This window comes from Pseudomonas sp. B21-019, from assembly GCF_024749225.1.
Lineage (GTDB): Bacteria > Pseudomonadota > Gammaproteobacteria > Pseudomonadales > Pseudomonadaceae > Aquipseudomonas.
Genome location: NZ_CP087193.1, coordinates 1 through 25,100 on the forward strand (window position 1 = coordinate 1; position 25,100 = coordinate 25,100).

The window sequence follows — 25,100 nt, forward strand, 5'->3', positions numbered from 1 at the left end:
GTGTCAGTGGAACTTTGGCAGCAGTGCGTGGAGCTTTTGCGCGATGAGCTGCCTGCCCAACAATTCAACACTTGGATCCGCCCGCTACAGGTCGAAGCCGAAGGCGACGAGTTGCGTGTCTACGCACCGAATCGTTTTGTTCTCGACTGGGTCAACGAAAAGTACCTGGGCCGCGTCCTTGAACTGCTGGATGAGCACGGCAATGGCATGGCGCCGGCGCTTTCCTTATTAATAGGCAGCAAACGCAGTTCGGCACCGCGTGCGGCACCCAATGCCCCGTTGGCCGCTGCGGCGTCCCAGGCTCAGGCGGCGGCCGCACCGGTCAGCGCTCCAGCCCCTGCTCCGGCAGCGGCACCGACCAAGCGTTCGACGCAAAAAGTTGCCGAGGTCAGTGAAGAGCCGTCCCGCGACAGCTTCGACCCTATGGCCGGCGCCAGTTCGCAACAGGCCCCGGTTCGTTCCGAGCAGCGCACGGTGCAGGTCGAAGGTGCGCTCAAGCACACCAGCTACCTGAACCGCACATTCACCTTCGAGAACTTCGTCGAAGGTAAGTCCAACCAACTGGCACGGGCTGCGGCCTGGCAGGTGGCGGACAACCCTAAACACGGTTACAACCCGCTCTTCCTTTATGGCGGCGTCGGTTTGGGTAAAACCCACTTGATGCACGCTGTGGGTAACCACCTATTAAAGAAGAACCCGAATGCCAAGGTCGTGTACCTGCATTCGGAGCGTTTCGTGGCCGACATGGTCAAGGCGCTGCAGTTGAACGCGATCAACGAGTTCAAGCGCTTCTACCGTTCGGTGGATGCGTTGCTGATCGATGACATTCAGTTCTTCGCTCGCAAGGAACGTTCGCAGGAAGAGTTTTTCCACACCTTCAACGCCCTGCTCGAAGGTGGCCAGCAGGTCATTCTCACCAGTGACCGCTATCCGAAAGAAATCGAAGGCCTTGAAGAACGCCTCAAATCCCGCTTTGGCTGGGGCCTGACGGTTGCCGTCGAGCCGCCGGAGCTGGAAACCCGCGTAGCGATCCTGATGAAAAAGGCCGACCAGGCCAAAGTCGATCTGCCACACGACGCGGCATTCTTCATCGCCCAGCGTATTCGCTCCAACGTCCGTGAGCTGGAAGGCGCGCTTAAACGCGTGATCGCCCACTCGCACTTCATGGGCCGCGACATCACCATCGAGTTGATTCGCGAATCCCTGAAAGACTTGTTGGCGTTGCAAGATAAACTGGTCTCTGTGGATAACATTCAGCGCACTGTCGCTGAGTATTACAAGATCAAGATCTCCGACCTGCTGTCCAAGCGTCGTTCACGCTCGGTAGCACGTCCGCGTCAGGTCGCTATGGCGTTGTCCAAGGAATTGACCAACCACAGCCTGCCGGAAATCGGCGATGTGTTTGGCGGCCGCGACCACACGACTGTTTTGCACGCCTGCCGCAAGATCAACGAGCTTAAGGAATCCGACGCGGACATCCGCGAGGACTACAAGAACCTGCTGCGTACACTGACCACTTGATGAACACCAGCGCAGCTTATTAAGGCAAGGGACTAGACCATGCATTTCACCATTCAACGCGAAGCCCTGTTGAAACCCCTGCAACTGGTCGCAGGCGTCGTCGAGCGCCGACAGACCTTGCCGGTGCTTTCCAACGTGCTGCTGGTTGTCGAAGGCCAGCAACTGTCGCTGACCGGTACCGACCTGGAAGTCGAGCTGGTCGGTCGTGTGCAACTCGAAGAGCCTGCAGACCCGGGTTCCATCACTGTGCCTGCGCGCAAGCTGATGGACATCTGCAAGAGCTTGCCGAACGATGCGCTGATCGACATCAAGGTCGACGAGCAGAAGCTTGTGGTGAAGGCCGGCCGTAGCCGCTTCACCCTGTCGACCCTGCCGGCCAATGACTTCCCGACGGTGGAAGAAGGCCCGGGTTCGCTGACCTGCAGCCTGGAGCAAAGCAAACTGCGTCGCCTGATCGAACGCACCAGCTTCGCCATGGCGCAGCAGGACGTGCGTTACTACCTCAACGGCATGCTGCTGGAAGTCTCGGCCGGGATCATCCGCGCCGTGGCGACCGACGGTCACCGTCTGGCCATGTGCTCGATGCAGGCCGATATCGGTCAGCCGGATCGTCATCAGGTCATCGTGCCACGCAAAGGTATTCTGGAACTGGCGCGTCTGCTGACCGAACCGGACGGCAACGTCAGCATCGTGCTGGGCCAGCACCACATCCGTGCTACCACCGGCGAGTTCACCTTCACCTCGAAACTGGTCGACGGTAAATTCCCTGACTACGAGCGTGTTCTGCCTAAAGGTGGCGACAAGCTGGTACTCGGCGATCGCCAGGCCCTGCGTGAAGCGTTCAGCCGTACCGCGATTCTGTCCAACGAGAAGTACCGCGGCATCCGTCTGCAGCTGGCCAACGGTCAGCTGAAGATCCAGGCGAACAACCCGGAGCAAGAGGAAGCGGAAGAAGAAGTGGGCGTTGAGTACAACGGCGGCTCTCTGGAAATCGGCTTCAACGTGAGCTATCTGCTCGACGTATTGGGCGTGATGACCACCGAGCAGGTTCGCCTGATCCTGTCCGACTCCAACAGCAGTGCGCTGGTGCAAGAGTCCGACAACGACGACTCGGCTTACGTTGTCATGCCGATGCGTCTGTAATCATGCTCAGCAGAAGCTAGATGTCCTTAAGTCGCGTCTCGGTCACCGCGGTGCGCAATCTGCACCCGGTGACCTTCTCCCCCTCCCCCCGAATCAACATTCTTTACGGCGCCAACGGCAGCGGCAAAACCAGTGTTCTGGAAGCCATTCATCTGCTGGGGCTTGCCCGTTCGTTTCGTAGCACCCGCCTGTTGCCGGTTATTCAGTACGAACAATTGGCGTGCACAGTATTTGGCCAGGTCGAATTGGCCGAGGGTGGGCACAGCGCATTGGGGATATCTCGCGATCGTCAGGGAGAGTTCCAGATCCGTATCGACGGGCAGAACGCCCGTAGTGCGGCACAACTGGCGGAGATCCTGCCGCTGCAGTTGATCAACCCGGACAGCTTCCGCCTGCTGGAAGGCGCGCCGAAGATTCGCCGGCAGTTTCTCGACTGGGGTGTGTTCCACGTGGAACCGCGATTCATGTCTACGTGGCAGCGCTTGCAGAAGGCCTTGCGCCAGAGAAACTCTTGGCTGCGGCATGGTACACTTGACGCCGTTTCGCAAGCGGTTTGGGACAGGGAACTGTGCCAGGCCAGCGATGAAATAGATGAATACCGCCGCGCTTACATCAAAGCCTTGAAACCAGTCTTTGAACAGACCTTGAGCGAACTGGTTGAGCTTGAGGGCTTGACGCTCAGCTATTACCGAGGCTGGGACAAAGACCGTGAGTTGAGTGCAGTGCTCGCTGGATCCCTTCAGCGGGATCAGCAAATGGGTCATACCCAGGCCGGACCACAACGGGCTGATTTGCGTCTCCGATTAGGCGCACATAACGCCGCGGATATTTTGTCCCGTGGTCAGCAGAAGTTGGTGGTCTGTGCATTGCGGATTGCCCAAGGGCACTTGGTCAGCCAGGCCCGACGCGGCCAGTGTATTTATCTGGTGGATGACTTGCCGTCCGAACTGGACGAGCACCACCGTCGCGCGCTTTGCCGCTTGCTGGAAGACTTACGCTGCCAGGTTTTTATCACCTGTGTAGATCACGAATTATTGAGGGAAGGCTGGCAGACGGAAACGCCAGTCGCTTTGTTCCACGTGGAACAGGGCCGTATCACCCAGACCCACGACCATCGGGAGTGAAGGCATTGAGCGAAGAAAATACGTACGACTCAACGAGCATTAAAGTGCTGAAAGGCCTGGATGCCGTACGCAAACGTCCCGGTATGTACATTGGTGACACCGACGATGGCAGCGGTCTGCACCACATGGTGTTCGAGGTGGTCGATAACTCGATCGACGAAGCTTTGGCCGGCCACTGCGACGACATCAGCATCATCATCCACCCGGATGAATCCATCACTGTTCGCGACAACGGTCGTGGCATCCCGGTAGACGTGCATAAAGAAGAAGGCGTTTCGGCGGCCGAGGTCATCATGACCGTGCTGCACGCCGGCGGTAAGTTCGACGACAACTCCTACAAGGTTTCCGGTGGTCTGCACGGTGTAGGTGTATCGGTGGTTAACGCCCTGTCCGAAGAACTGGTCCTGACCGTTCGCCGCAGCGGCAAGATCTGGGAACAGACCTACGTCCACGGTGTTCCGCAAGAACCGATGAAAATCGTTGGCGACAGCGAATCCACCGGTACCCAGATTCACTTCAAGCCTTCGGCTGACACCTTCAAGAACATCCACTTCAGCTGGGACATCCTGGCCAAGCGGATTCGCGAACTGTCCTTCCTCAACTCTGGTGTCGGCATCGTCCTCAAGGACGAGCGCAGCGGCAAGGAAGAGTTGTTCAAGTACGAAGGTGGTCTGCGTGCATTCGTTGAATACCTGAACACCAACAAGACTGCGGTCAACCAGGTGTTCCACTTCAACATCCAGCGTGAAGACGGCATCGGCGTGGAAATCGCCCTGCAGTGGAACGACAGCTTCAACGAGAACCTGTTGTGCTTCACCAACAACATTCCACAGCGCGATGGCGGTACTCACCTGGTGGGTTTCCGTTCGGCACTGACGCGTAACCTGAACACCTACATCGAAGCTGAAGGCCTGGCGAAGAAGCACAAAGTCGCCACCACCGGTGACGATGCCCGCGAAGGCCTGACGGCGATCATTTCGGTGAAAGTGCCGGATCCGAAGTTCAGCTCCCAGACTAAAGACAAGCTGGTGTCTTCCGAAGTGAAGACCGCGGTCGAACAGGAAATGGGCAAGTACTTCTCCGACTTCCTGCTGGAAAACCCGAACGAAGCCAAGCTGGTCGTCGGCAAGATGATCGACGCGGCGCGTGCTCGTGAAGCGGCGCGTAAAGCCCGTGAGATGACCCGTCGTAAAGGCGCGCTGGACATCGCCGGCCTGCCGGGCAAACTGGCGGACTGCCAGGAAAAAGACCCTGCCCTTTCCGAACTGTACCTCGTGGAAGGTGACTCTGCTGGCGGCTCCGCCAAGCAGGGACGTAACCGCAAGACCCAGGCCATCTTGCCATTGAAGGGCAAGATCCTGAACGTCGAGAAGGCGCGCTTCGACAAGATGATCTCTTCGCAAGAAGTGGGCACCTTGATCACCGCGCTAGGCTGCGGCATCGGTCGCGACGAGTACAACATCGACAAGCTGCGTTATCACAACATCATCATCATGACCGATGCTGACGTCGACGGTTCGCACATCCGTACCCTGCTGCTGACCTTCTTCTTCCGTCAGCTGCCGGAGCTGATCGAGCGTGGCTACATCTACATCGCTCAGCCGCCGCTGTACAAAGTGAAGAAAGGCAAGCAAGAGCAATACATCAAAGACGACGACGCCATGGAAGAGTACATGACGCAGTCGGCCCTGGAAGATGCGAGCCTGCACCTGAACGAAGAAGCCCCGGGTATCTCCGGTGAAGCTCTCGAGCGTCTGGTGAATGACTTCCGTCTGGTGATGAAGACCCTCAAGCGCCTGTCGCGCCTGTACCCGCAGGAACTGACCGAGCACTTCATCTACCTGCCAGCCGTGAGCATGGAGCAACTGTCCGATCACGCAGCGATGCAGGATTGGCTGGCTCAGTACGAAGTTCGCCTGCGCACCGTCGAGAAGTCCGGCCTGGTCTACAAGGCCAGCCTGCGCGAAGACCGTGAACGTAACGTCTGGCTGCCAGAGGTCGAACTGATCTCCCACGGCCTGTCGAACTACGTCACCTTCAACCGCGACTTCTTCGGCAGCAACGATTACAAGACCGTCGTTTCCCTGGGCGCTCAACTGAGCACCCTGTTGGACGATGGCGCTTATATCCAGCGTGGCGAACGCAAGAAAGCCGTCACCGAATTCAAGGAAGCCCTGGAATGGTTGATGGCCGAAAGCACCAAGCGTCATACCATCCAGCGATACAAAGGTCTGGGTGAGATGAACCCTGATCAGCTGTGGGAAACCACCATGGATCCGGGCTCGCGCCGCATGCTCAAAGTGACCATCGAAGACGCCATCGGCGCCGACCAGATCTTCAACACCCTGATGGGTGATGCGGTCGAACCTCGCCGTGACTTCATCGAAAGCAACGCCCTGGCGGTGTCCAACCTGGACTTCTGATCCCGCAGGACCGCTACAACGAAAAAGGCCAACGCTAAGCGTTGGCCTTTTTTATTGATCGAAGGAATGTAACAGCTGTTCACTCGCTGGCAGTCGCTACGCTCTCAAGCCGATACCCATACCCGTAAATCGTCAGCAGTTGCCAACCGCGATCAGCCGTCAGCCCCAGTTTGTTGCGCAGGCGATAAATATGAGTATCCAGGGGCCGGGAGGACACGATTTCTTCATGGGTCCAAAAGCGCTCATACAAGTATTCACGGGATAAAGGTCGACCCAGATTGGCGAACAGGCAGCGGGCGAGACGGTATTCCCGTTCGGTCAGGCTGATGGGGGTGGAGGCACGGGTGACAGTGAGTTCGGCGTCGTCGAATTCGAGGTCATTGAATGTGAGTACTTCGGTAGCTGCCGCGCGTTGCAGTCCATGCCGACGAAGCACGGCGCTCACCCGAGCCATCAGCTCGTTAGGACGAAACGGTTTGCTCACGTAATCGTCGGCTCCGGCGTTCAAGGCCTGGACGATATCGCTTTCGGTATCGCGACTGGTGAGCATGATCGCGGCCGGTGGTGAGTCCATGTGTTCCCGGGTCCAGCGCAACAACGACAGACCGCTGATGTCGGGCAATTGCCAGTCGAGGATCAGCAGATCGAAAGTTTCCCGGCGAAGTTGCCGTAACAGGTCCTCTCCCCGCTCGAAACTGTGCAACGTCCACGTCTGCTCCCCCGTGACGGGGATCTGTCGCAGTGTCTGTTCCACCCGGCGGAGTTCGGCGGGTTCGTCATCCAGTATTGCGACACGCATGCCGAGTGCTTCCTTCATCTCGTAAGTGCAACGGTTAAGAAAATCCCTGCGGGAGTTTAGGCTGATTGATTGAATCTGAACAATTGTGGCGAATTGCTGTGAACTTCCCAAGTGTGGATACGCTGATATCACTTAGCCGGTAGGCGATGAATTGTCGGCAGAATGCTCCAGAGGGACTGTGGGAAAAAATGCGTCTAAAGATTATCTTTAACGGGTTTACAAGATTAACAGCGTTGATGTTGGCCGCGGGTCTCGGATTGGGATGCACCACGGTCCAGTCAATATCAGTCATCGAGCAGAATGTTGCACCGCGTTACTTCGGCCCGGCAGAGACGAACACGGTGATGGGCGACTCGCCAGGCTTTGCCCCGGTGCACTCCGCACAGGTGGAAGCCGCCCAGCTCGACATTCGCTCGGCGCAACAACGTTGGGTGTTTTAGGCGCCTTCAGTCAATTCTGAACAAATATTGAGAATGACCGCGCAAGGTCGCTTATGCCGGTAAATTCTTTTTCGCTGAGCGGCACAGGGGCATTGGGATGTGCTCCGACGCAGGGAGCGTCAATGCCAAACTGCAGGACCGTCGATCGCCGGTTTTCGGCGGGTCTGCAGTTCAGGGGAAAAACACATGGAGTGCCTGCTCGGTTCCGACACAGGGATGTGTCATCTCATTTCCTTTGCGCCCATGGCTATCTGCCAGAGCATCCGGTCAGGTATCGTGCGTCAGCGCGGGCGTTTCCCGGCATGATTTGTATAAGAGCATAAAAGCCAATCCATGAACCTCATGACCTTATTGCTCCCACGCCGTTCTGGCGTTTGTCTTTTACTGGTTGCCGGGTTGATGGAATTGTTCACCCAGAGTGCATCGGCGGCTGCCGCCTCGGCAAAACGTCTGCCTTATATCGATGATAATCAACAATGTCGCGGCCAACCGCTGCCCGCGACTGTCGAGCACCTGACCGGCGAAGCCTGGAAGCTGGATGCCAAAGGTAAACAGACGCCACTGCAGGAAGGCATGCCGATCGACGAGCAGGAAGGCATCAAGACCTCGCCCTCGGCGTTTGTCAGCCTTTCCCTGGGCGATGGCTCGCGGGTAGTGCTGCCCTCCAGCTCCCACATCACGCTGCACCTCAATGAAGAACATTCGATCCCTCAGGTTATCCTCGAGCAGGGCCAGGTCGAGTCGTATGTGATCAAGCGTGCCAGCGACCATGATCGTTTTCAGATCGTCACGCCGGTCGGTGTACTGGGCGTACGGGGTACGCACTTCCGAGTGCGCAACGATGATGGTGGCCAGGCATTACTGGAAGTGCTGAACGGGCAAGTGGCGGTCAATCGTGATGAGGAACTGTCGCGCCCCCGCTCTGCCCGCTCCACTGCCAAACGGACTCAGGGCCCTGAGGATGATGAAGTCCAGGTCATGGCCCGTCAGGGTTTGCGTATTCAGAAACAAGGCACGTTGACACCAATCGACTTGTTACCCGCGCCGCGTTTGTTGGGGCAAGCCGGTCAAACGGGTAATGTGCCTGTCTGGCAATTGATCATGAAGCCCATCGAAGGCGCCACGCGTTATCGGGCGCAAGTGGCCACCGACGCGGCCTTTCTGGACATCAAGCAAGAGCAGTTCTCCAGCACGCCCGAGGTCAAATTCAGCGGGCTGAAAGCGTTGTTCTACCATGTTCGCCTGTCGGCGTATGACGCTCAGGGGTTAGAAGGAGAGACCGGGGTGTATGACATTTTCTATTACCCCAGGACCACGCGTGTCCAATAGCGCCCTGGCCGACGACCGATGAAGGGCCGCCCAAGGAAGGATGGTCGCGAGCCGACCCAGGCTCAGCGGCTGTTTCGGCGAATGGTCCGCGAGTGGCTGTGGGTCAGCCTGATCCTGTTGCCGTTGACGGCAGTGCTGTCCATGACCCATGGCCTGGTCTTGAGCAATCTGCTGTACGACAACCTGCGTCGGCTGAGCCCGCTGCCGGTGGACCCACGAATACTCATCGTCACGATCGATGACTATAGCTTGCAGCAGCTAGGCAAATGGCCTTGGTCGCGGGCCATGCACGCGCAGTTGCTTGATCGGCTAGGCGCTGCGAACGCCAAAGGCATTCTGTTCGACGTGATTTTCAGCGAGCCCGATAGCCATCCCGGCAACGATCAGCTTCTGGCCCAGGCGGCCTGCCGTGCCGGAAATGTCTTCGTGCCGTTGCTGCGTGAAGGCGTGGCGCGTTATGGACAGCCTTTGGGGGAAATTGAACCGGTGGCGCCACTGAGCCATTGCGTCAAAGGCATCGGGCACATCAATGCCCAAGCGGATGCCGACGGGATCGTGCGCAGTGTGTACTTAAGCGAAGGACCGGCACAACAAACACGCGCGCAACTGGCCTGGCTGCTGTACGAACAGACCCTTGCCGACAAGGTAAATGTACCGATGCCCGGGACCCCGGCCCTGCCGTCGACGCAAGGCTGGCAGCGAGCCCACAAAATACGGATTCCTTTCATCCGTTCCGATGCGGGTTTTCCCAGTGTGCCCTACGTCAGCGTCTTGCGCGGTGAAGTCCCGCCCGAATTGCTGCGCGATCGCTTGATCCTGATCGGCTCCACCGCTCCAGGTTTGGGGGACCGTTACGTGACACCGCAATCGGCGAGCATGGGCACCACCCCGGGCATCGAAATTCAGGCAAATATCCTCAATGGGTTGCTGCAACAGCGCAACATTGTGGCTCTCGATGAACGTTTGGCGGCGTTGTTATCGGTGGTGATTGTCGGTGAGTTGCTGGGCCTGATGTTGGTGCGTCCGCGTCGCGCGTTATGGCTGACCCTGGGGGCAATGGCGGTCGCGCTGCTGGGTTCGAGCCTGCTGTTACGTCTTGGCTGGTGGTGGTCACCGGCCGCGAGTCTGCTGGGTATGCTGTTGGGTTACCTGATCTGGAATTGGCGAAGGCTGAATGCGGTGCTCGCCTATTTCGGCTGGGAACTGGCGCGTCTGGACAGCGAGCCGAAAGTTTTTCCCGAACGCCGCCGTACCCCGGCCCCGGCTGGCGATGTGCTGCAAGGGCAAATCGTCGCGCTGGAACAGGCCATGAGCCGGACACGTGACACCCGGCGTTTCATTGCCGATGGCCTTGAGTACTTGCCGGTGGCGACGCTGATCAGCGATCCGAACGGGCGCATTCTGTTGGCCAACCGTAAGGCTCGGGAGATATTTTCCAGCAGCCTGGTGGGCGAGGAGATGCTCGAGCAACTGAGCGAGTTGGGTTACCCGGTGCCGTCCGATGGAACGCTGCTGGCGTTGTCGACCCTGGAGCTGCTGGAGTTTCGTGACACTCAGGCACGCAGCCTGCGGCTGGACCTGGCGCCGCTGTTGCCGGCCGAGGGCGACTCGGTGATTGGCTGGTTACTGAGCCTCACTGACTTGAGCGTCGAACGGGACGCCGAGGAGCAGCGGGCCGTGTTGCTGCGTTTTCTGTCTCATGACCTGAGGGCCCCCCACTCGGCGATTCTGGCTTTGCTCGACGTTCAGCGGCATCAGGTGTCTGGCGACACTCAAGTGTTCAGTCAGATCGAGTTGCAAGTGCGCAAGGCGCTGAACCTGACCGAGGCCTTTGTGCAGTTGGCAAAGGCTGAATCCGAGGCCTATCAGTTTCAGCCGAGTATGTTCGCGATGTTGCTGCTCGATACCTTCGACCAGGCCTCGAGCATCGCTCATCTGAAGAACATTCAGTTGCTGCATGACCTCGACGAAGATGCTGAAGCGCTGGTCCTGGCCGATCAGTCGTTACTGACACGGGCACTGTTCAACCTGCTGGAAAACGCCATCAAGTACAGTCCGGCGGGTTCGCGGATCACCGTGCGGGTGAGTTGTACCGAGGGTTGGTTAACGTGCGAGATCGCCGACCAGGGCCGAGGGATTGCCGTCGAAGAGCTTCCCGAGCTGTTCAGTCAGTATCGACGCTTTGCATCGGCTCACGGCAGTGACGGCCTAGGGTTGGGGTTGTCCATGGTCAAGGCGGTGGTGGATCGTCACGGCGGGCGGATTTCCTGTCATAGCGTGGTAGGACAAGGCACGACGTTCAGTGTCCAGCTACCCCTTTTGAGCGAGTGAGCCTGATCATTTTTACAGGCATAAAAAAACCGGCTATATCAGCCGGTTTTTTTACGTCCGAAAAAAACTTATGCACGTTTTCCGAAGTTTTATTTGCTTAAGAAATATGTATAAAAATCAAAAGCTTAAAAACTAAATACAGCGATTTTCAACGAAACGGTACACAGGTTATCCACAGAACTTCAGACAGTCACTTGGTCGGTCGCACTCGGTGCTGCCGGGGCTGCTGGCAGCGAACCCATTTCGCGCTGCATCTGTTCGTTCCAGGCCTGCACCCGGTCATTCAGGTCGGCGATGGCCCGTGGCCCGCTACCCTCGGCGTACATCGGCGCGCCGATGATCACGGTGATCACGCCCTGCTTTTTGGACCAACCGGTTTTTGGCCAGAACTTGCCGGCATTGTGTGCAATTGGCAGCACGGGCAATGACGCATTTACGGCCAACGCGGTGCCGCCTCGGGAGAACTTGCCGATGGTGCCGTAGGGAACGCGAGTCCCCTCCGGGAAAATCAGCACCCAGACATTGTCCTTGAGCAGTTCATCGCCCTTCTTCGCTACATGCTTGAGCGCGGCTTTCGGGTTGTCACGGTCGATGGCGATCGGCCGCAGCATGGCCATGGCCCAGCCGAAGAACGGCACGTAGAGCAGTTCGCGCTTGAGCACCTGGCTCAACGGTTCGAAGTAGGCCGAGAGAAAGAACGTCTCCCAGGTGCTCTGGTGGTTCGACTGAATCACGCAGGGCTGTTCAGGCACATTCTCGGCGCCCTTCACTTCGTATCGAATACCCAGAAAGACTTTGCTCAGCCACAAGGCGCAGCGGCACCAATACACGTTGATAAAGCGATAACGCGCCTTGAACGGCAGAAACGGCGCGATAAAAAAGCTCAGGGTGCACCAGAGCAACGAACTGGTGCCCAGCAGCAGGTAAAAGAGGAAAGTTCTGATGGCCTGCAGTATCGACATGGCGACATTTACCGTTGCGGGCACTGCCCGCCTATTCAAGCGCACTCCCGATCAGTCCTTGGCCAGGATGTCAGAAGAGCCTTAGTTGTGGATAAGTTCTGCGGCAATCGCCGCCAGATCGTCAAAAATCAAGGTGCCTGCCGGTAGGGTCTTGCCCTGAGTCTTTTCGCCTTTCCCGGTCTTTACCAAAACTGGCTGACAGTCGACGGCTTTGGCGGCCTCCAGGTCACCGAGAGTATCGCCGACGAACCATAGATTCGTCAGCGAAACGTTGTAATGTGCGGCGATGGTTTTCAACATCCCGGGTTTTGGCTTGCGGCAATCGCAGCCATCGTCTGGCCCGTGCGGGCAATAGACGATCAGCCCGACTTCGCCGCCCTGCTCCGCCACCAACTCGCGCAAGCGAGCATGCATGGCCTCCAGGGTGGCGATGTCGTAATAGCCGCGAGCGATGCCCGACTGGTTGGTGGCGACCGCCACCGTCCAGCCGGCCTTGCTCAACTGCGCGATCGCTTCGATCGAACCGGGGAGTGGAATCCACTCCTCCACCGACTTGATGTACGCGTCGGAGTCGTAATTGATCACCCCGTCCCGATCGAGAATCAGCAGTTTCAACAGCAGCTCCTCAGCCCAGCAACGAAATATCGGCGACGCCGAGGAACAACCCACGCAGACGCGCCAGCAGCGCATAGCGGTTGGCTCGCACCTTGGCGTCTTCGGCGTTGACCATCACCGCTTCGAAGAACGCATCCACCGGTTCGCGCAATGCGGCCAGACGCGCCAGCGATTCGCTGTACTGACGGGCAGCGGCCATTGGCTGCACAGCCTGGTCCGCCTGCTGGATCGCCGAATACAGCGAGAACTCGTTGGCGTTGTCGAAGTACTTGGCTTCAACGACCGTCGGCACGGAGCCTTCGACCTTGCTCAGCAGGTTCGACACGCGCTTGTTCACGGCGGCCAGAGCAGCGGCTTCCGGCAATTTGCGGAACGCTTCTACCGCTTGTACGCGCTGGTCGAAGTCCAGGGCCGAACCCGGCTTCAGGGCACGTACCGACAGGTAGGTTGCGACATCCACGCCTTCGTCTTCGTAACGGGCACGCAGACGGTCGAAGATGAACTCCAGCACGGCGTCATTAAGGCCGGCAGCCTTGACCTTGGCGCCGAACGCATTCACGGCGAAGGCCACGGCGTCGTTCAGGTCGAGGTCGAGCTTCTTGTCGATCAGGATCCGCAACACACCCAGCGCGGCACGGCGCAGGGCATACGGGTCTTTGCTACCGGTCGGCAGCATGCCGATACCGAAAATGCCTACCAGGGTGTCGAGCTTGTCGGCGATGGCCACGGCCGCACCGGTCAGGGTGGTCGGCAGTTCAGCGCCGGCACCGCGCGGCATGTACTGCTCGTTCAGCGCCAGGGCGACATCTTCCGGCTCGCCGTCATTGAGGGCGTAGTAGTAACCGGCGACACCTTGCATCTCCGGGAACTCACCGACCATTTCGGTCGCCAGGTCGCACTTGGACAGCAGACCGGCACGCGCCGCCCAGGAAGCGTTACCGCCGATGCGAGCGGCAATGTAGGCCGCCAGTTTCGACACGCGCTCGGCTTTGTCGTAGACGCTGCCGAGTTTTTCCTGGAACACCACGTTCTGCAGACGCAGATTGAACTCTTCGAGTTTTTGCTTCTTGTCTTGCTTGAAGAAGAACTCGGCGTCGGTCAGGCGTGGGCGAACCACTTTCTCGTTACCGGCGATGATCTGCTGTGGATCCTTGCTTTCGATGTTGGCCACGGTAATGAAACGAGGCAGCAACTTGCCGTCGGCATCCAGCAGGCAGAAGTACTTCTGGTTGTCCTGCATGGTGGTGATCAGCGCTTCTTGCGGCACGTCGAGGAAACGTTCTTCGAACGAGCACACCAGCGGCACCGGCCATTCAACCAGCGCGGTCACTTCGTCGAGCAAGGCTTGCGGAACGATCGCCGTACCTTCCTGCATGGTCGCCAGTTCATCGGTGCGCTTGCTGATCAGCTCGCGACGCTCGTTGGCATCGGCCAGTACATAAGCAGCACGCAGATCGTTCAGGTAGTTGGCCGGCGAGGTGATACGCACGCTTTCAGGGTGGTGGAAGCGGTGACCACGGGAGTCGCGGCCGGCCTTCTGGGCGAGGATGGTGCAATCGATGACGTGGTCACCGAGCAGCATCACCAACCATTGGGTCGGACGAACGAATTCTTCCTTGCGAGCACCCCAGCGCATGCGTTTGGGGATCGGCAGGTCGTTCAGGGAGTCTTCGACGATGGTCGGCATCAGGCTCGCGGTCGGCTTGCCGGCGATGCTTTGGCTGTAGCGCAGCTTCGGGCCGCTCTGATCGATTTCGCTCAGCTCGACGCCGCACTTCTTGGCGAAGCCCAGGGCTGCTTGAGTCGGGTTGCCTTCGGCATCGAACGCAGCCTGACGTGGCGGGCCGTCGAGGTTGATGCTGCGATCCGGCTGCTGGGTCGCCAGCGCGGTGATCAGCACGGCCAGACGACGCGGCGCGGCGTAGACGGTTTTGCTCTCGTAGCTCAGGCCAGCGGCTTGCAGGCCTTTGTCGATACCGGCCAGGAATGCTTCGGCCAGGGTGTTCAGGGCTTTGGGTGGCAGTTCTTCGGTGCCCAGTTCAACCAGAAAATCTTGAGCACTCATTGTGCAGCCTCCAGCTTGGCCAGTACTTCATCACGCAGGTCCGGGGTCGCCATCGGGAAGCCGAGCTTGGCGCGAGCCAGCAGATAGGCTTGCGCGACGGAACGCGCCAGGGTGCGTACACGCAGAATGTATTGCTGGCGCGCGGTCACCGAGATCGCCCGGCGCGCATCCAGCAGGTTGAAGGTGTGGGAAGCCTTCAACACCATTTCATAGCTCGGCAACGGCAGCGGCTGGTCGAGTTCGATCAGGCGCTTGGCTTCGCTTTCATAGAAGTCGAACAGTTCGAACAGCTTCTCGACGTTGGCGTGTTCGAAGTTGTAGGTCGACTGCTCCACTTCGTTCTGGTGGAACACGTCGCCGTAGGTCACCTTGCCGAACGGACCGTCAGCCCAGACCAGGTCGTAGACCGAGTCCACGCCTTGCAGGTACATGGCCAGACGCTCCAGACCGTAAGTGATCTCCCCGGTCACCGGGTAGCACTCGATGCCGCCCGCTTGCTGGAAGTAAGTGAACTGCGTCACTTCCATGCCGTTGAGCCAGACTTCCCAGCCCAGACCCCAGGCGCCCAGCGTTGGCGACTCCCAGTTGTCTTCGACGAAACGGATGTCATGCACCAGCGGGTCCAGACCCACGTGCTTGAGGGAGCCCAGGTACAGTTCCTGGAAGTTGTCCGGGTTCGGCTTCAGCACTACCTGGAACTGATAGTAGTGCTGCAGACGGTTCGGGTTTTCACCGTAGCGGCCGTCAGTCGGGCGACGACTGGGCTGCACATAAGCGGCGTTCCAGGTTTCCGGGCCGATGGCGCGCAGGAACGTGGCAGTGTGGAAAGTGCCGGCGCCTACTTCCATATCGTAGGGCTGAAGTACCACACAACCTTGCTCGGCCCAGTATTGCTGGAGGGCGAGGATCAAGTCTTGGAAGGTACGCACGGCTGGCGTAGGCTGGCTCACGAAATTCACCTGTTTCTTGGGCTGCGATTTAAAGAGCGGGAGTATACCCGATTCGGTCCTGCGCACGCCCCCTGGAGCCTTATGCCACGCTGCTTTTGGTGTACCGAAGATCCGCTGTACATGGCTTATCACGATCAGGAGTGGGGCACGCCGCTACGCGATGCGCAGGGATTGTTCGAGTTGCTTTTGCTCGAAGGGTTCCAGGCCGGGCTTTCCTGGATCACTGTATTGCGCAAGCGAGAGCGTTATCGCGAGGTGCTGTTCGGCTTCGACGTGCAGCGCGTGGCGCAGATGAGCGATGCGGAAATCGATGAACTGATGCTCGATCCGGGGATCATCCGCAATCGCCTGAAACTCAACGCAGCCCGGCGCAATGCCCAGGCCTGGCTGGAGCTGGAAGACCCGGTGGCGTTTCTCTGGTCGTTCGTCGGCGGCACGCCGGTGATCAATCATTTCAAGGATCGCAGTGAAGTGCCGGCGGTGACACCGGCCGCCATCGAGATGAGCAAAGGCCTGAAAAAAGCCGGCTTCACGTTCGTCGGCCCGACCATTTGTTACGCGCTGATGCAGGCTTCGGGCATGGTCATGGATCACACCCGTGATTGCGATCGCTACGCCACGTTGGCGAACGGCGGTTAGAATAGTCGCCTCGCGCACAGCACAAGATCAGGAGTGACCTGTGGATAAGTTTAAAGGCGCCTTGCTGGTAGGCGCTCTGCGACTGTTTGCCCTACTGCCATGGCGGGCAGTGCAGGCGGTGGGTTCGGCGATTGGCTGGATCATGTGGAAAACCCCCAACCGTTCCCGCGACGTGGTGCGGATCAACCTCGCCAAGTGCTTCCCGCAGATGGACCCGGCCGAGCGTGAGCGTCTGGTGGGTCAAAGCCTGAAAGACATCGGCAAGTCTCTGACTGAAAGCGCCTGCGCGTGGATCTGGCCGGCCCAGCGTTCCATTGAACTGGTGCGCGAAGTCGAAGGCCTCGACGTTTTGAAAGAGGCGTTGGCGTCCGGCAAAGGTGTGGTTGGCATCACCAGCCACCTGGGCAACTGGGAAGTGTTGAACCACTTCTATTGCAGCCAGTGCAAACCGATCATTTTCTACCGCCCGCCAAAACTGAAAGCGGTGGATGAGTTGCTGCGCAAGCAGCGAGTGCAATTGGGGAACCGGGTGGCCGCTTCCACCAAGGAAGGTATCCTCAGCGTGATCAAGGAAGTGCGCAAGGGTGGCGCGGTGGGCATTCCGGCTGACCCGGAACCGGCCGAATCCGCCGGGATCTTCGTGCCGTTCTTCGCCACTCAGGCCCTGACCAGCAAATTCGTGCCGAACATGCTCGCCGGCGGCAAAGCGGTCGGCGTGTTCCTGCATGCCCTGCGCCTGCCGGACGGTTCGGGTTACAAAGTGATTCTCGAAGCCGCGCCAGAGGCCATGTACAGCACCGATACCGAAACCTCCTGCGCGGCCATGAGCCAGGTAGTCGAGCGCTACGTGCGGGCTTATCCGAGCCAGTACATGTGGAGCATGAAGCGCTTCAAGAAGCGTCCACCGGGTGAAGCTCGCTGGTATTGAGGTTGCTGTGGATAACTCCGCAGGCTGCGATCTATTGATCTTGGCCTGCGTTACCGCTGATCAGTGCGCCTGTCGCTCAAGCTTTTTCAGAAACACCGTCATCTCCTTCTCCGCCTGCTTGTCGCCATGGGCGCGGGCAGCTTCCAGGCCCTGTTCCCAGGCCTGCCGCGCCGCCGCGTAATCCGCCAGCGCCAGATGGGCCTTGCCCAAGAGCTTCCAGGCTGCCGAATACTTCGGATCGAACTCGACGCAGCGCTGGAAATGCTCTGCGGCCTTGGCGTTTTCCCCAAGATCCAGATAACCCTTGCCCAGGCCGAAGCGCAGCAATGAGTTATCCACACCCTTGGCGAGCATTTTTTCCAGGGATTCGATCATCGGCGGACTCCTTTAACGCGATTGAAGCGAAGATCAAAATATCGCAGCCTACGGCAGCTCCTACGCCGATCTCTGTAGGAGCTGCCGAAGGCTGCGATCTTGGCGATTGATGCCGCAGCATGTATTGCTGATCAGAAGAAGCTGAGCCCCACATGGAACAGTTTCTCCACATCCCGAATATGCTTCTTATCCACAAGGAACAGAATCACATGGTCGCCGGTTTCGATCACGGTGTCGTCGTGGGCGATGATCACTTCTTCGTCGCGGATGATCGCGCCGATGGTGGTGCCCGGTGGCAGGCCGATGTTTTCGATGGCCTTGCCGATCACTTTGCTCGACTTCGCATCGCCGTGGGCAATCGCCTCGATGGCTTCCGCTGCGCCCCGGCGCAATGAGTGCACGCTGACGATGTCCCCGCGCCGGACGTGGGCCAGCAAGGTGCCGATGGTCGCCAGTTGCGGACTGATGGCGATGTCGATGTCGCCGCCCTGGATAAGGTCGACGTAGGCCGGGTTGTTGATGATCGTCATCACTTTCTTCGCGCCCAGGCGCTTGGCCAGCAGCGAAGACATGATGTTGGCTTCGTCATCGTTGGTCAGGGCCAGGAAAATATCGGCGTCGGCGATGTTCTCTTCCAGCAGCAGATCCCGATCCGAAGCACTGCCCTGCAACACCACGGTGCTGTCGAGGTTGTCCGAGAGGTAGCGGCAGCGGGCCGGGTTCATCTCGATGATCTTCACCTGGTAACGGCTTTCGATGGCCTCGGCCAGGCGTTCACCGATCTGCCCGCCACCGGCGATGACGATGCGTTTATAGCTTTCATCGAGGCGGCGCATTTCGCTCATCACTGCGCGAATGTTCGCTTTGGCGGCGATGAAAAATACTTCGTCGTCAGCCTCGATCACCGTATCGCCCTGGGGCAGGATCGGCCGGTCACGACGGAAAATCGCCGCGACGCGGGTTTCGACATTCGGCATGTGTTCGCGTAACTGGCGCAATTGCTGGCCCACCAGCGGCCCGCCGTAGTACGCCTTGACCGCCACCAGCTGCGCTTTGCCTTCGGCGAAGTCGATCACCTGCAATGCGCCCGGATGCTGGATCAGGCGCTTGATGTAATTGGTGACCACTTGCTCCGGACTGATCAGCACGTCGACCGGAATCGCTTCGTTGTCGAACAGTTCGGTACGGGTCAGGTACGCGGCTTCGCGGACCCGGGCGATCTTGGTGGGGGTGTGGAACAGGGTGTGGGCGACCTGGCAGGCGACCATGTTGGTTTCGTCACTGTTGGTCACGGCCACCAGCATGTCAGCGTCGTCGGCACCAGCCTGCCGCAGCACGGTCGGCAGCGAACCGCGACCCTGCACGGTGCGGATGTCCAGTCGATCGCCGAGGTCGCGCAGGCGTTCGCCATCGGTGTCGACCACGGTGATGTCGTTGGCCTCGCTGGCCAAGTGTTCTGCCAGCGAACCGCCGACCTGCCCTGCGCCGAGGATGATGATCTTCATCCAGTCACTCCCTTAAACCCGGTTAACCGCGCGCGGCGGCAATCTTGATCAGCTTGGCGTAGTAGAACCCGTCGTGGCCGCCTTCCTGGGCCAGCAACTGGCGACCGTGGGGCTGTTTGATACCGGCCGCCGTGGCGAGGTCCAGTTCACGGGCGCCCGGCGTGCGGGCGAGGAACGCTTCGATGACTTCGGTGTTTTCGGTCGGCAGCGTGGAACAGGTGGCGTACAGCAGAATGCCGCCCACTTCCAGAGTTATCCACATGGCGTCGAGCAGTTCGCCCTGAAGCACCGCCAGTGCGGCGATGTCGTCGGGTTGGCGGGTCAGTTTGATATCCGGGTGACGGCGGATCACCCCGGTGGCCGAGCATGGCGCGTCGAGCAGAATGCGCTGGAACGGCTTGCCGTCCCACCAGGTGGCGGTGTCGCGACCGTCGGCGGCAATCAATTCTGCGCTCAGGCCCAGGCGTGCAAGGTTTTCCCGCACCCGCACCAGACGCTTGGCTTCCAGATCCACAGCCACCACGCCGGCCAGTTTGGGCTCGGCCTCAAGGATGTGGCAGGTCTTGCCGCCCGGTGCGCAGCAGGCATCCAGCACCCGTTGGCCTGGCGCGAGGTCCAGCAGATCGGCGGCCAATTGCGCGGCTTCGTCCTGCACGCTGATCCAGCCTTCAGCGAACCCCGGCAGACTGCGCACGTCGGCAGCGGCGTCGAGAATGATGCCGTCGCGACTGTAAACGCACGGTGTGGCAGCGATACCTGCCTCAGTCAGCAAACCGAGGTAGGCATCGCGAGTGTGATGGCGACGGTTAACCCGCAGAATCATCGGCGGGTGCGCGTTGTTTGCTGCGCAAATGGCTTCCCACTGCTCGGGCCAGAAGGCCTTGAGGGATTTTTGCAGCCAGCGCGGGTGGGCGGTGCGCACCACCGGGTCGCGTTCCAGCTCGGCCAGCAGCGCTTCGCTTTCCCGTTGGGCGCGGCGCAGTACGGCGTTGAGCAAGGCTTTGGCCCACGGCTTTTTCAGTTTGTCGGCGCAACCGACGGTTTCGCCGATGGCGGCGTGAGCCGGGACGCGGGTATAGAGCAGTTGATAAAGCCCCACCAGCAACAGCGCCTCGACATCGGCATCAGCCGCCTTGAACGGCTTTTGCAGCAGCTTGGCCGCCAACGCCGACAAGCGCGGCTGCCAGCGAGCCGTGCCGAACGCCAGGTCCTGGGTGAAGCCGCGATCGCGGTCTTCGACCTTGTCCATTTGTGTCGGCAGAGAACTGTTGAGTGAGGCTTTTCCGTTAAGAACTGCAGCAAGTGCCTTGGCGGCGGCCAGACGTGGGTTCATTGAGCGTCTGCCGTTTGACCGAGGACGGTGCCGACGGCGAATTTCTCACGACGGCTGTTGAACAAGTCGCTGAAGTTCAGTGCTTTGCCGCCAGGCAATTGCAGACGGGTCAGGCACAGCGCCTGTTCACCGCAGGCAACGATCAAGCCGTCCTTGCTGGCTCTGAGGATTTCTCCCGGCGCGCCCTGCCCTTCGGCCAGGCTTGCGGCCAACACTTTCAGCGCTTCGCCGTTCAGCGTGCTGTGGCAGATCGGCCATGGATTGAAGGCGCGAACCAGACGCTCCAGCTCAACCGCCGGGCGGTTCCAGTCGATGCGCGCTTCGTCCTTGTTCAATTTGTGTGCGTAGGTGGCGAGGCTGTCGTCCTGCACTTCGCCTTCCAGTGTGCCCGCAGCCAGGCCGGCAATCGCCTGGATCACGGCCGGTGGGCCCATCTCTGCGAGGCGATCGTGGAGGCTGCCGCCGGTGTCTTCGGCGCTGATCGGCGTGGTGACCTTGAGCAGCATCGGCCCGGTATCGAGGCCGGCTTCCATGCGCATCACGGTCACGCCACTTTCGCTGTCGCCGGCTTCAACGGCACGCTGGATCGGCGCCGCACCGCGCCAGCGTGGCAGCAAGGAGGCGTGGCTGTTGATGCAACCCAGGCGCGGAATATCCAGCACCACTTGCGGCAGGATCAGGCCGTAGGCGACCACCACCATCAAATCCGGTTTCAGCGCGGCCAGTTCCGCCTGAGCGTCTTCATTGCGCAGGGTTGGCGGTTGCAACACCTGGATGTTGTGCTCCAGCGCCAGTTGCTTGACCGGGCTCGGCATCAGCTTCTGCCCGCGGCCTGCCGGACGGTCCGGTTGGGTGTAGACCGCAACGATCTCGTAAGGACTGCCCAGCAGGGCCTTGAGGTGTTCGGCGGCGAATTCCGGGGTGCCGGCAAAGACAATGCGCAGTGGCTCAGTCATGGAAGCTCTCAATTGCAAAGCATCTTGAAAAGAAAAAGGCTTGCCGCGGCAAGCCTTTGAAAGAAGGGCATCAAGCGTTCTGGCGGTGGAGCTTTTCCAGTTTCTTCTTGATCCGGTCGCGTTTGAGCGTGGACAGGTAATCGACGAACAACTTGCCGTTGAGGTGGTCGCATTCATGCTGGATGCACACGGCGAGCAGGCCTTCGGCGATCAGTTCGTAAGGCTGGCCGTCGCGGTCCAGGGCCTTGATCTTGACCTTTTGCGGGCGATCGACGTTTTCGTAGAAGCCCGGCACCGAGAGGCAGCCTTCCTGGTACTGGCCCATCTCGTCGGTCAGGGTTTCGAACTCGGGGTTGATGAACACCCGCGGTTCGCTGCGGTCTTCGGAGAGGTCCATCACGACGATACGTTTGTGCACGTTGACCTGGGTAGCGGCGAGGCCGATGCCTGGCGCTTCATACATTGTTTCAAACATGTCATCGACCAACTGACGCACTTCGTCGTCCACTACGGCCACTGGTTTGGCGATAGTGCGCAGGCGCGAATCGGGGAATTCGAGGATGTCTAAAATGGCCATAAGCTTAATTGCTGCACGTGTGAGGTAAAGTCGGGTCGATGGCCTGGCGAGTCCGAAGATGCAGGCTACCGTTGTGAACGTAGCTTCCGGCTTTTCAATAATGAGCCGGAGGCGAGCCACGAGGGCTCTGGCGTTTCACGCGAACGTACATAATAAAGGGATTCACCGCATGAGGAAATCACTACTCGCCTTGCTCCTTCTGGCCTCGGCCGGTTTTGCGCATGGGCAAGTGCAACTCAGGGAAGGTTTTCCACAGCAATACACCGTGGTGGCAGGGGACACACTCTGGGACATTTCTGGCAAATACCTGCGTGAGCCGTGGCAGTGGCCGCAGCTTTGGCAAGCCAATCCACAGATTGAAAACCCTAATCTCATCTATCCCGGCGATACGCTGTCGCTGGTCTACGTCAACGGTCAGCCACGCCTGACCCTCAACCGCGGCGCTTCCCGGGGCACCATCAAGCTGTCGCCACGAGTCCGCAGTTCACCGGTGGCCGACGCCATCCCGAGCATTCCGCTGAAGTCGATCAACAGTTTTCTGTTGAGCAATCGCATCGTCGACAAGGTGGAGGATTTCGACAAGGCGCCCTATATCGTTGCCGGAGATGCCGAACGGGTACTCAGCGGCACCGGCGATCGAATTTTCGCGCGCGGCCATTTCGATCCGGCGCAGTCGGTCTACGGCATCTTTCGTCAGGGCAAGGTCTACACCGATCCGCAGAGCAAGGAGTTTCTGGGGATCAACGCCGACGACATCGGCGGCGGCGAGATCATTGCCACTGAAGGCGACGTCGCCACCCTGGCCCTGCAACGCACCACTCAGGAGGTGCGACTCGGCGACCGGTTGTTCAGTGGCGAAGAACGCTCGATCAATTCGACCTTCATGCCCAGTGCGCCAACCACCGACATCAATGGCCTGATCATCGATGTGCCGCGTGGGGTCACCCAGATTGGCGCGCTGGATGTCGTCACGCTGAACAAAGGGCAGCGCGATGGCCTGGCCGAAGGCAATGTGCTGGTGGTGATGAAAACCGGTGAAACCGTGCGTGACCGGATCACCGGTCAGCCTTTGAAAATCCCCGACGAACGGGCTGGTCTGCTGATGGTATTCCGCACCTACGACAAGCTCAGCTACGGGCTGGTGCTCAACGCATCGCGCTCCTTGGCGGTGATGGACAAGGTGCGAAATCCTTAAGCCTGCTCACAAGTTACCAACAGAGTTATCCACAGCTTATTCCCGATTCGACGGGACCTTATAACGATCAAGGATGATCCATGTCGCTGTCTGCCTGTACGTCCGTTTCCCCTGCGGAACTGGAAGCCCGTTTACGCCTGCACCTTTTGCCCGAGCTCGGTCCGGCACGTTTCAAGAAGTTGCTGGAGGCTTTCGGTTCTGCCTCCAAAGCTATCAGCGCACCGGCCAGCGCCTGGCGCGCGTTGGGCCTGCCCCTCGCTTGCGCGGAGGCCCGGCGCTGCAGTGAAATTCGTGATGGCGCCAGCCACGCATTGGCCTGGCTAGAGCGTTCGGGCCAGCATTTACTGATGTGGGACCAACCTGACTACCCCGCGCTGCTGGCGCAAATCAGTGATGCGCCGCCGCTGTTATTCGTCGCGGGCGATCCGGGCATTCTGGAAAAACCGCAGTTGGCGATGGTTGGCAGTCGTCGCGCGTCACGACCGGGCATGGACACCGCCACCGCGTTTTCCCGCAGTCTGGCCGGCGCCGGTTTTGTCATCACCAGCGGTCTGGCCCTGGGCATTGATGCCGCCGCGCATCAGGCGGCTCTGGACGTTGGCGGGCAAACGGTCGGGGTGCTTGGCACGGGGCTGGAAAATTTTTATCCACAGCGCAATCGTCGACTGGCGGACGCCATGATCGCCTCGGGAAGCGCGGTCCTTTCGGAGTTCCCGCTGAACGCCGGCCCTTTCCCCAGTAATTTCCCACGGCGCAATCGAATCATCAGCGGTTTGTCCCTCGGCGTGCTGGTGGTCGAGGCGAGTATCGCCAGCGGTTCATTGATCACCGCGAGGCTCGCGGCGGAACAGGGGCGTGAGGTGTATGCGATTCCAGGGTCGATCCATCACCCCGGCGCAAAGGGTTGCCATCAACTTATCCGCGACGGTGCGGTGCTGGTGGAAACCATCGAACACATCCTTGAGGCCTTGCGCGGCTGGCAACGGCTGCCGTTATCCACAGAAACGCCGCAAAAGACGGTAACTCATCCACTGCTCATGTTGCTCCACGCGGCGCCTCATACCAGCGAAGCCCTGGCGGTCACCAGCGGCTGGGCCTTGTCGAAAGTGCTGGCAGCGTTGACGGAGCTGGAGATGGATGGCCGGGCGGTCTGTGAGAGCGGTCGATGGTTTGCGCGGGTAAACTAGGTTTTATAAGGAAGATCGGTAAACTGCGCAGAGCCTTATTCCGGAGAGTTTTTTCATGGTTAACAGTTGGCGTGTGCAACAAGCCGCACGAGAAATTCGCGCCGGGGCGGTCATTGCCTACCCAACGGAAGCCGTCTGGGGACTGGGTTGCGACCCGTGGAACGAAGAGGCGGTGGATCGTCTGCTGATGATCAAGGGCCGATCTGTGGATAAGGGCCTGATTCTGGTGGCCGACAATATTCGTCAGTTCGACTTCCTGTTCGAAGACTTCCCGGAGTTGTGGATGGACCGCATGGCCAGCACCTGGCCGGGCCCCAACACCTGGCTGGTGCCGCATCAGAATCTGTTGCCCCAGTGGATTACCGGTGTGCATGAAACGGTGGCGTTGCGGGTCAGCGATCACCCTCTGGTGCGGGACTTGTGTGCGGTGGTCGGCCCGCTGGTGTCGACCTCGGCCAACCCTCAAGGGCGACCGGCGGCACGCACGCGGATTCGCGTGGAGCAGTATTTCCGGGGGCAGGTTGATTATGTGCTCGGTGGCAATCTGGGCGGGCGCAAGAATCCGAGCGTGATTCGCGATCTGGCGACGGGGCATGTGGTGCGCCCGGATTAATGTGGCGAGGGGGCTTGCCCCCGTTCGGGTGCGAAGCGCCCGCCAATGAGCGATTCGTTCTAACTGGCAGACCGCATCATCTGGTTGGGG

The 25,100-nt window shown here is 59.6% G+C and carries 22 protein-coding genes; 12 read left to right on the forward strand and 10 right to left on the reverse strand.

The window, feature by feature from the left end:
- From dnaA to gyrB, 4 genes are read left to right on the forward strand one after another with little or no spacing between them, the layout of a single operon-like run.
- The gene (dnaA, locus tag LOY36_RS00005; protein WP_007934322.1) at positions 1–1,521 is read left to right on the forward strand and encodes a chromosomal replication initiator protein DnaA; all 1,521 of its coding nucleotides are present in this window, start codon (positions 1–3) and stop codon (positions 1,519–1,521) included.
- 39 nt (positions 1,522–1,560) lie between these two features.
- Complete coding sequence (gene dnaN, locus LOY36_RS00010; protein ID WP_007903001.1) at positions 1,561–2,664, forward strand: DNA polymerase III subunit beta; 1,104 nt, start codon at positions 1,561–1,563, stop codon at positions 2,662–2,664.
- 20 nt (positions 2,665–2,684) lie between these two features.
- Positions 2,685–3,788 (forward strand): DNA replication/repair protein RecF, encoded by a 1,104-nt coding sequence (recF, locus tag LOY36_RS00015; protein ID WP_018927321.1) that lies wholly within the window; start codon positions 2,685–2,687, stop codon positions 3,786–3,788.
- A gap of 5 nt (positions 3,789–3,793) precedes the next feature.
- Positions 3,794–6,211, forward strand: coding sequence for a DNA topoisomerase (ATP-hydrolyzing) subunit B (gene gyrB / locus LOY36_RS00020; protein WP_007934319.1), 2,418 nt, complete (start codon positions 3,794–3,796; stop codon positions 6,209–6,211).
- 79 nt (positions 6,212–6,290) lie between these two features.
- Here the strand turns inward: gyrB and LOY36_RS00025 are convergent, their stop codons facing one another.
- Positions 6,291–7,010, reverse strand: a complete 720-nt coding sequence (locus LOY36_RS00025) for a response regulator transcription factor (RefSeq protein WP_258671785.1) — start codon at positions 7,008–7,010, stop codon at positions 6,291–6,293.
- Positions 7,011–7,246: 236 nt separating this feature from the next.
- On the opposite strand from LOY36_RS00025, the gene LOY36_RS00030 reads away from it, so the two are divergent.
- From LOY36_RS00030 to LOY36_RS00040, 3 genes are all read left to right on the forward strand, one after another.
- Positions 7,247–7,450, forward strand: coding sequence for a hypothetical protein (locus tag LOY36_RS00030; RefSeq protein ID WP_172901216.1), 204 nt, complete (start codon positions 7,247–7,249; stop codon positions 7,448–7,450).
- A 342-nt stretch (positions 7,451–7,792) separates the two neighbouring features.
- A complete protein-coding gene (locus LOY36_RS00035) occupies positions 7,793–8,779 on the forward strand; it encodes a FecR domain-containing protein (RefSeq protein WP_408981100.1) in 987 nt (328 codons plus the stop codon).
- A gap of 18 nt (positions 8,780–8,797) precedes the next feature.
- On the forward strand, positions 8,798–11,110 hold the full coding sequence (locus LOY36_RS00040; protein ID WP_258671787.1) for a CHASE2 domain-containing protein: 2,313 nt from the start codon (positions 8,798–8,800) through the stop codon (positions 11,108–11,110).
- Positions 11,111–11,292: 182 nt separating this feature from the next.
- On the opposite strand, the gene LOY36_RS00045 is transcribed toward LOY36_RS00040, so the two are convergent.
- The 4 genes from LOY36_RS00045 to glyQ form a co-directional block, all read right to left on the reverse strand.
- A complete protein-coding gene (locus tag LOY36_RS00045; protein ID WP_258671788.1) occupies positions 11,293–12,072 on the reverse strand; it encodes a 1-acyl-sn-glycerol-3-phosphate acyltransferase in 780 nt (259 codons plus the stop codon).
- Between the two features lie 81 nt (positions 12,073–12,153).
- A complete protein-coding gene (gene gmhB / locus LOY36_RS00050; protein WP_177324973.1) occupies positions 12,154–12,693 on the reverse strand; it encodes a D-glycero-beta-D-manno-heptose 1,7-bisphosphate 7-phosphatase in 540 nt (179 codons plus the stop codon).
- Between the two features lie 4 nt (positions 12,694–12,697).
- Positions 12,698–14,752 (reverse strand): glycine--tRNA ligase subunit beta, encoded by a 2,055-nt coding sequence (glyS, locus tag LOY36_RS00055; RefSeq protein WP_258671789.1) that lies wholly within the window; start codon positions 14,750–14,752, stop codon positions 12,698–12,700.
- The gene (glyQ, locus tag LOY36_RS00060; protein WP_003213601.1) at positions 14,749–15,702 is read right to left on the reverse strand and encodes a glycine--tRNA ligase subunit alpha; all 954 of its coding nucleotides are present in this window, start codon (positions 15,700–15,702) and stop codon (positions 14,749–14,751) included. The genes glyS and glyQ overlap by 4 nt, the downstream gene beginning before the upstream one ends.
- Before the next feature lie 81 nt (positions 15,703–15,783).
- On the opposite strand from glyQ, the gene tag reads away from it, so the two are divergent.
- Together tag and LOY36_RS00070 are read left to right on the forward strand one after the other, a co-directional pair.
- Complete coding sequence (gene tag / locus LOY36_RS00065; protein ID WP_019651237.1) at positions 15,784–16,341, forward strand: DNA-3-methyladenine glycosylase I; 558 nt, start codon at positions 15,784–15,786, stop codon at positions 16,339–16,341.
- A gap of 40 nt (positions 16,342–16,381) precedes the next feature.
- Positions 16,382–17,269: a lysophospholipid acyltransferase gene (locus LOY36_RS00070; RefSeq protein WP_019580330.1), complete on the forward strand. Its 888-nt coding sequence runs from the start codon at positions 16,382–16,384 to the stop codon at positions 17,267–17,269.
- Positions 17,270–17,329: 60 nt separating this feature from the next.
- On the opposite strand, the gene LOY36_RS00075 is transcribed toward LOY36_RS00070, so the two are convergent.
- From LOY36_RS00075 to def, 5 genes are all read right to left on the reverse strand, one after another.
- Positions 17,330–17,644 (reverse strand): tetratricopeptide repeat protein, encoded by a 315-nt coding sequence (locus LOY36_RS00075; protein ID WP_018927310.1) that lies wholly within the window; start codon positions 17,642–17,644, stop codon positions 17,330–17,332.
- A gap of 131 nt (positions 17,645–17,775) precedes the next feature.
- On the reverse strand, positions 17,776–19,149 hold the full coding sequence (gene trkA / locus LOY36_RS00080) for a Trk system potassium transporter TrkA (RefSeq protein WP_007941504.1): 1,374 nt from the start codon (positions 19,147–19,149) through the stop codon (positions 17,776–17,778).
- A gap of 22 nt (positions 19,150–19,171) precedes the next feature.
- Complete coding sequence (gene rsmB / locus LOY36_RS00085) at positions 19,172–20,482, reverse strand: 16S rRNA (cytosine(967)-C(5))-methyltransferase RsmB (RefSeq protein ID WP_026346033.1); 1,311 nt, start codon at positions 20,480–20,482, stop codon at positions 19,172–19,174.
- A complete protein-coding gene (gene fmt, locus LOY36_RS00090; protein WP_258671792.1) occupies positions 20,479–21,438 on the reverse strand; it encodes a methionyl-tRNA formyltransferase in 960 nt (319 codons plus the stop codon). Before fmt ends, rsmB begins: the two co-directional genes overlap by 4 nt.
- Positions 21,439–21,508: 70 nt before the next feature.
- Positions 21,509–22,015, reverse strand: coding sequence for a peptide deformylase (gene def, locus LOY36_RS00095; RefSeq protein WP_007941507.1), 507 nt, complete (start codon positions 22,013–22,015; stop codon positions 21,509–21,511).
- A 169-nt stretch (positions 22,016–22,184) separates the two neighbouring features.
- On the opposite strand from def, the gene LOY36_RS00100 reads away from it, so the two are divergent.
- The 3 genes from LOY36_RS00100 (at position 22,185) to LOY36_RS00110 (ending at position 25,010) form a co-directional block, all read left to right on the forward strand.
- Positions 22,185–23,210 (forward strand): LysM peptidoglycan-binding domain-containing protein, encoded by a 1,026-nt coding sequence (locus LOY36_RS00100; protein ID WP_019580326.1) that lies wholly within the window; start codon positions 22,185–22,187, stop codon positions 23,208–23,210.
- A gap of 80 nt (positions 23,211–23,290) precedes the next feature.
- The gene (gene dprA, locus LOY36_RS00105; RefSeq protein WP_019651233.1) at positions 23,291–24,397 is read left to right on the forward strand and encodes a DNA-processing protein DprA; all 1,107 of its coding nucleotides are present in this window, start codon (positions 23,291–23,293) and stop codon (positions 24,395–24,397) included.
- Between the two features lie 55 nt (positions 24,398–24,452).
- Positions 24,453–25,010 carry an L-threonylcarbamoyladenylate synthase gene (locus LOY36_RS00110; protein WP_018927304.1) on the forward strand — a complete coding sequence of 186 codons (558 nt, stop codon included), beginning with the start codon at positions 24,453–24,455 and terminating at the stop codon, positions 25,008–25,010.
- The last annotated feature ends 90 nt before the right edge of the window (positions 25,011–25,100 follow it).

Excerpts from the sequence above, each read along its gene's own strand:
- dnaN (WP_007903001.1), top strand. The coding sequence starts at position 1,561 with ATGCATTTCACCATTCAACGCGAAGCCCTGTTGAAACCCCTGCAACTG.
- recF (WP_018927321.1), top strand. The coding sequence starts at position 2,685 with ATGTCCTTAAGTCGCGTCTCGGTCACCGCGGTGCGCAATCTGCACCCG.
- LOY36_RS00025 (WP_258671785.1), bottom strand. The coding sequence starts at position 7,010 with ATGCGTGTCGCAATACTGGATGACGAACCCGCCGAACTCCGCCGGGTG.
- LOY36_RS00030 (WP_172901216.1), top strand. The coding sequence starts at position 7,247 with ATGTTGGCCGCGGGTCTCGGATTGGGATGCACCACGGTCCAGTCAATA.
- LOY36_RS00035 (WP_408981100.1), top strand. The coding sequence starts at position 7,793 with ATGACCTTATTGCTCCCACGCCGTTCTGGCGTTTGTCTTTTACTGGTT.
- LOY36_RS00040 (WP_258671787.1), top strand. The coding sequence starts at position 8,798 with ATGAAGGGCCGCCCAAGGAAGGATGGTCGCGAGCCGACCCAGGCTCAG.
- LOY36_RS00045 (WP_258671788.1), bottom strand. The coding sequence starts at position 12,072 with ATGTCGATACTGCAGGCCATCAGAACTTTCCTCTTTTACCTGCTGCTG.
- glyS (WP_258671789.1), bottom strand. The coding sequence starts at position 14,752 with ATGAGTGCTCAAGATTTTCTGGTTGAACTGGGCACCGAAGAACTGCCA.
- tag (WP_019651237.1), top strand. The coding sequence starts at position 15,784 with ATGCCACGCTGCTTTTGGTGTACCGAAGATCCGCTGTACATGGCTTAT.
- LOY36_RS00075 (WP_018927310.1), bottom strand. The coding sequence starts at position 17,644 with ATGATCGAATCCCTGGAAAAAATGCTCGCCAAGGGTGTGGATAACTCA.
- trkA (WP_007941504.1), bottom strand. The coding sequence starts at position 19,149 with ATGAAGATCATCATCCTCGGCGCAGGGCAGGTCGGCGGTTCGCTGGCA.
- rsmB (WP_026346033.1), bottom strand. The coding sequence starts at position 20,482 with ATGAACCCACGTCTGGCCGCCGCCAAGGCACTTGCTGCAGTTCTTAAC.
- fmt (WP_258671792.1), bottom strand. The coding sequence starts at position 21,438 with ATGACTGAGCCACTGCGCATTGTCTTTGCCGGCACCCCGGAATTCGCC.
- def (WP_007941507.1), bottom strand. The coding sequence starts at position 22,015 with ATGGCCATTTTAGACATCCTCGAATTCCCCGATTCGCGCCTGCGCACT.
- LOY36_RS00100 (WP_019580326.1), top strand. The coding sequence starts at position 22,185 with ATGAGGAAATCACTACTCGCCTTGCTCCTTCTGGCCTCGGCCGGTTTT.
- dprA (WP_019651233.1), top strand. The coding sequence starts at position 23,291 with ATGTCGCTGTCTGCCTGTACGTCCGTTTCCCCTGCGGAACTGGAAGCC.
- LOY36_RS00110 (WP_018927304.1), top strand. The coding sequence starts at position 24,453 with ATGGTTAACAGTTGGCGTGTGCAACAAGCCGCACGAGAAATTCGCGCC.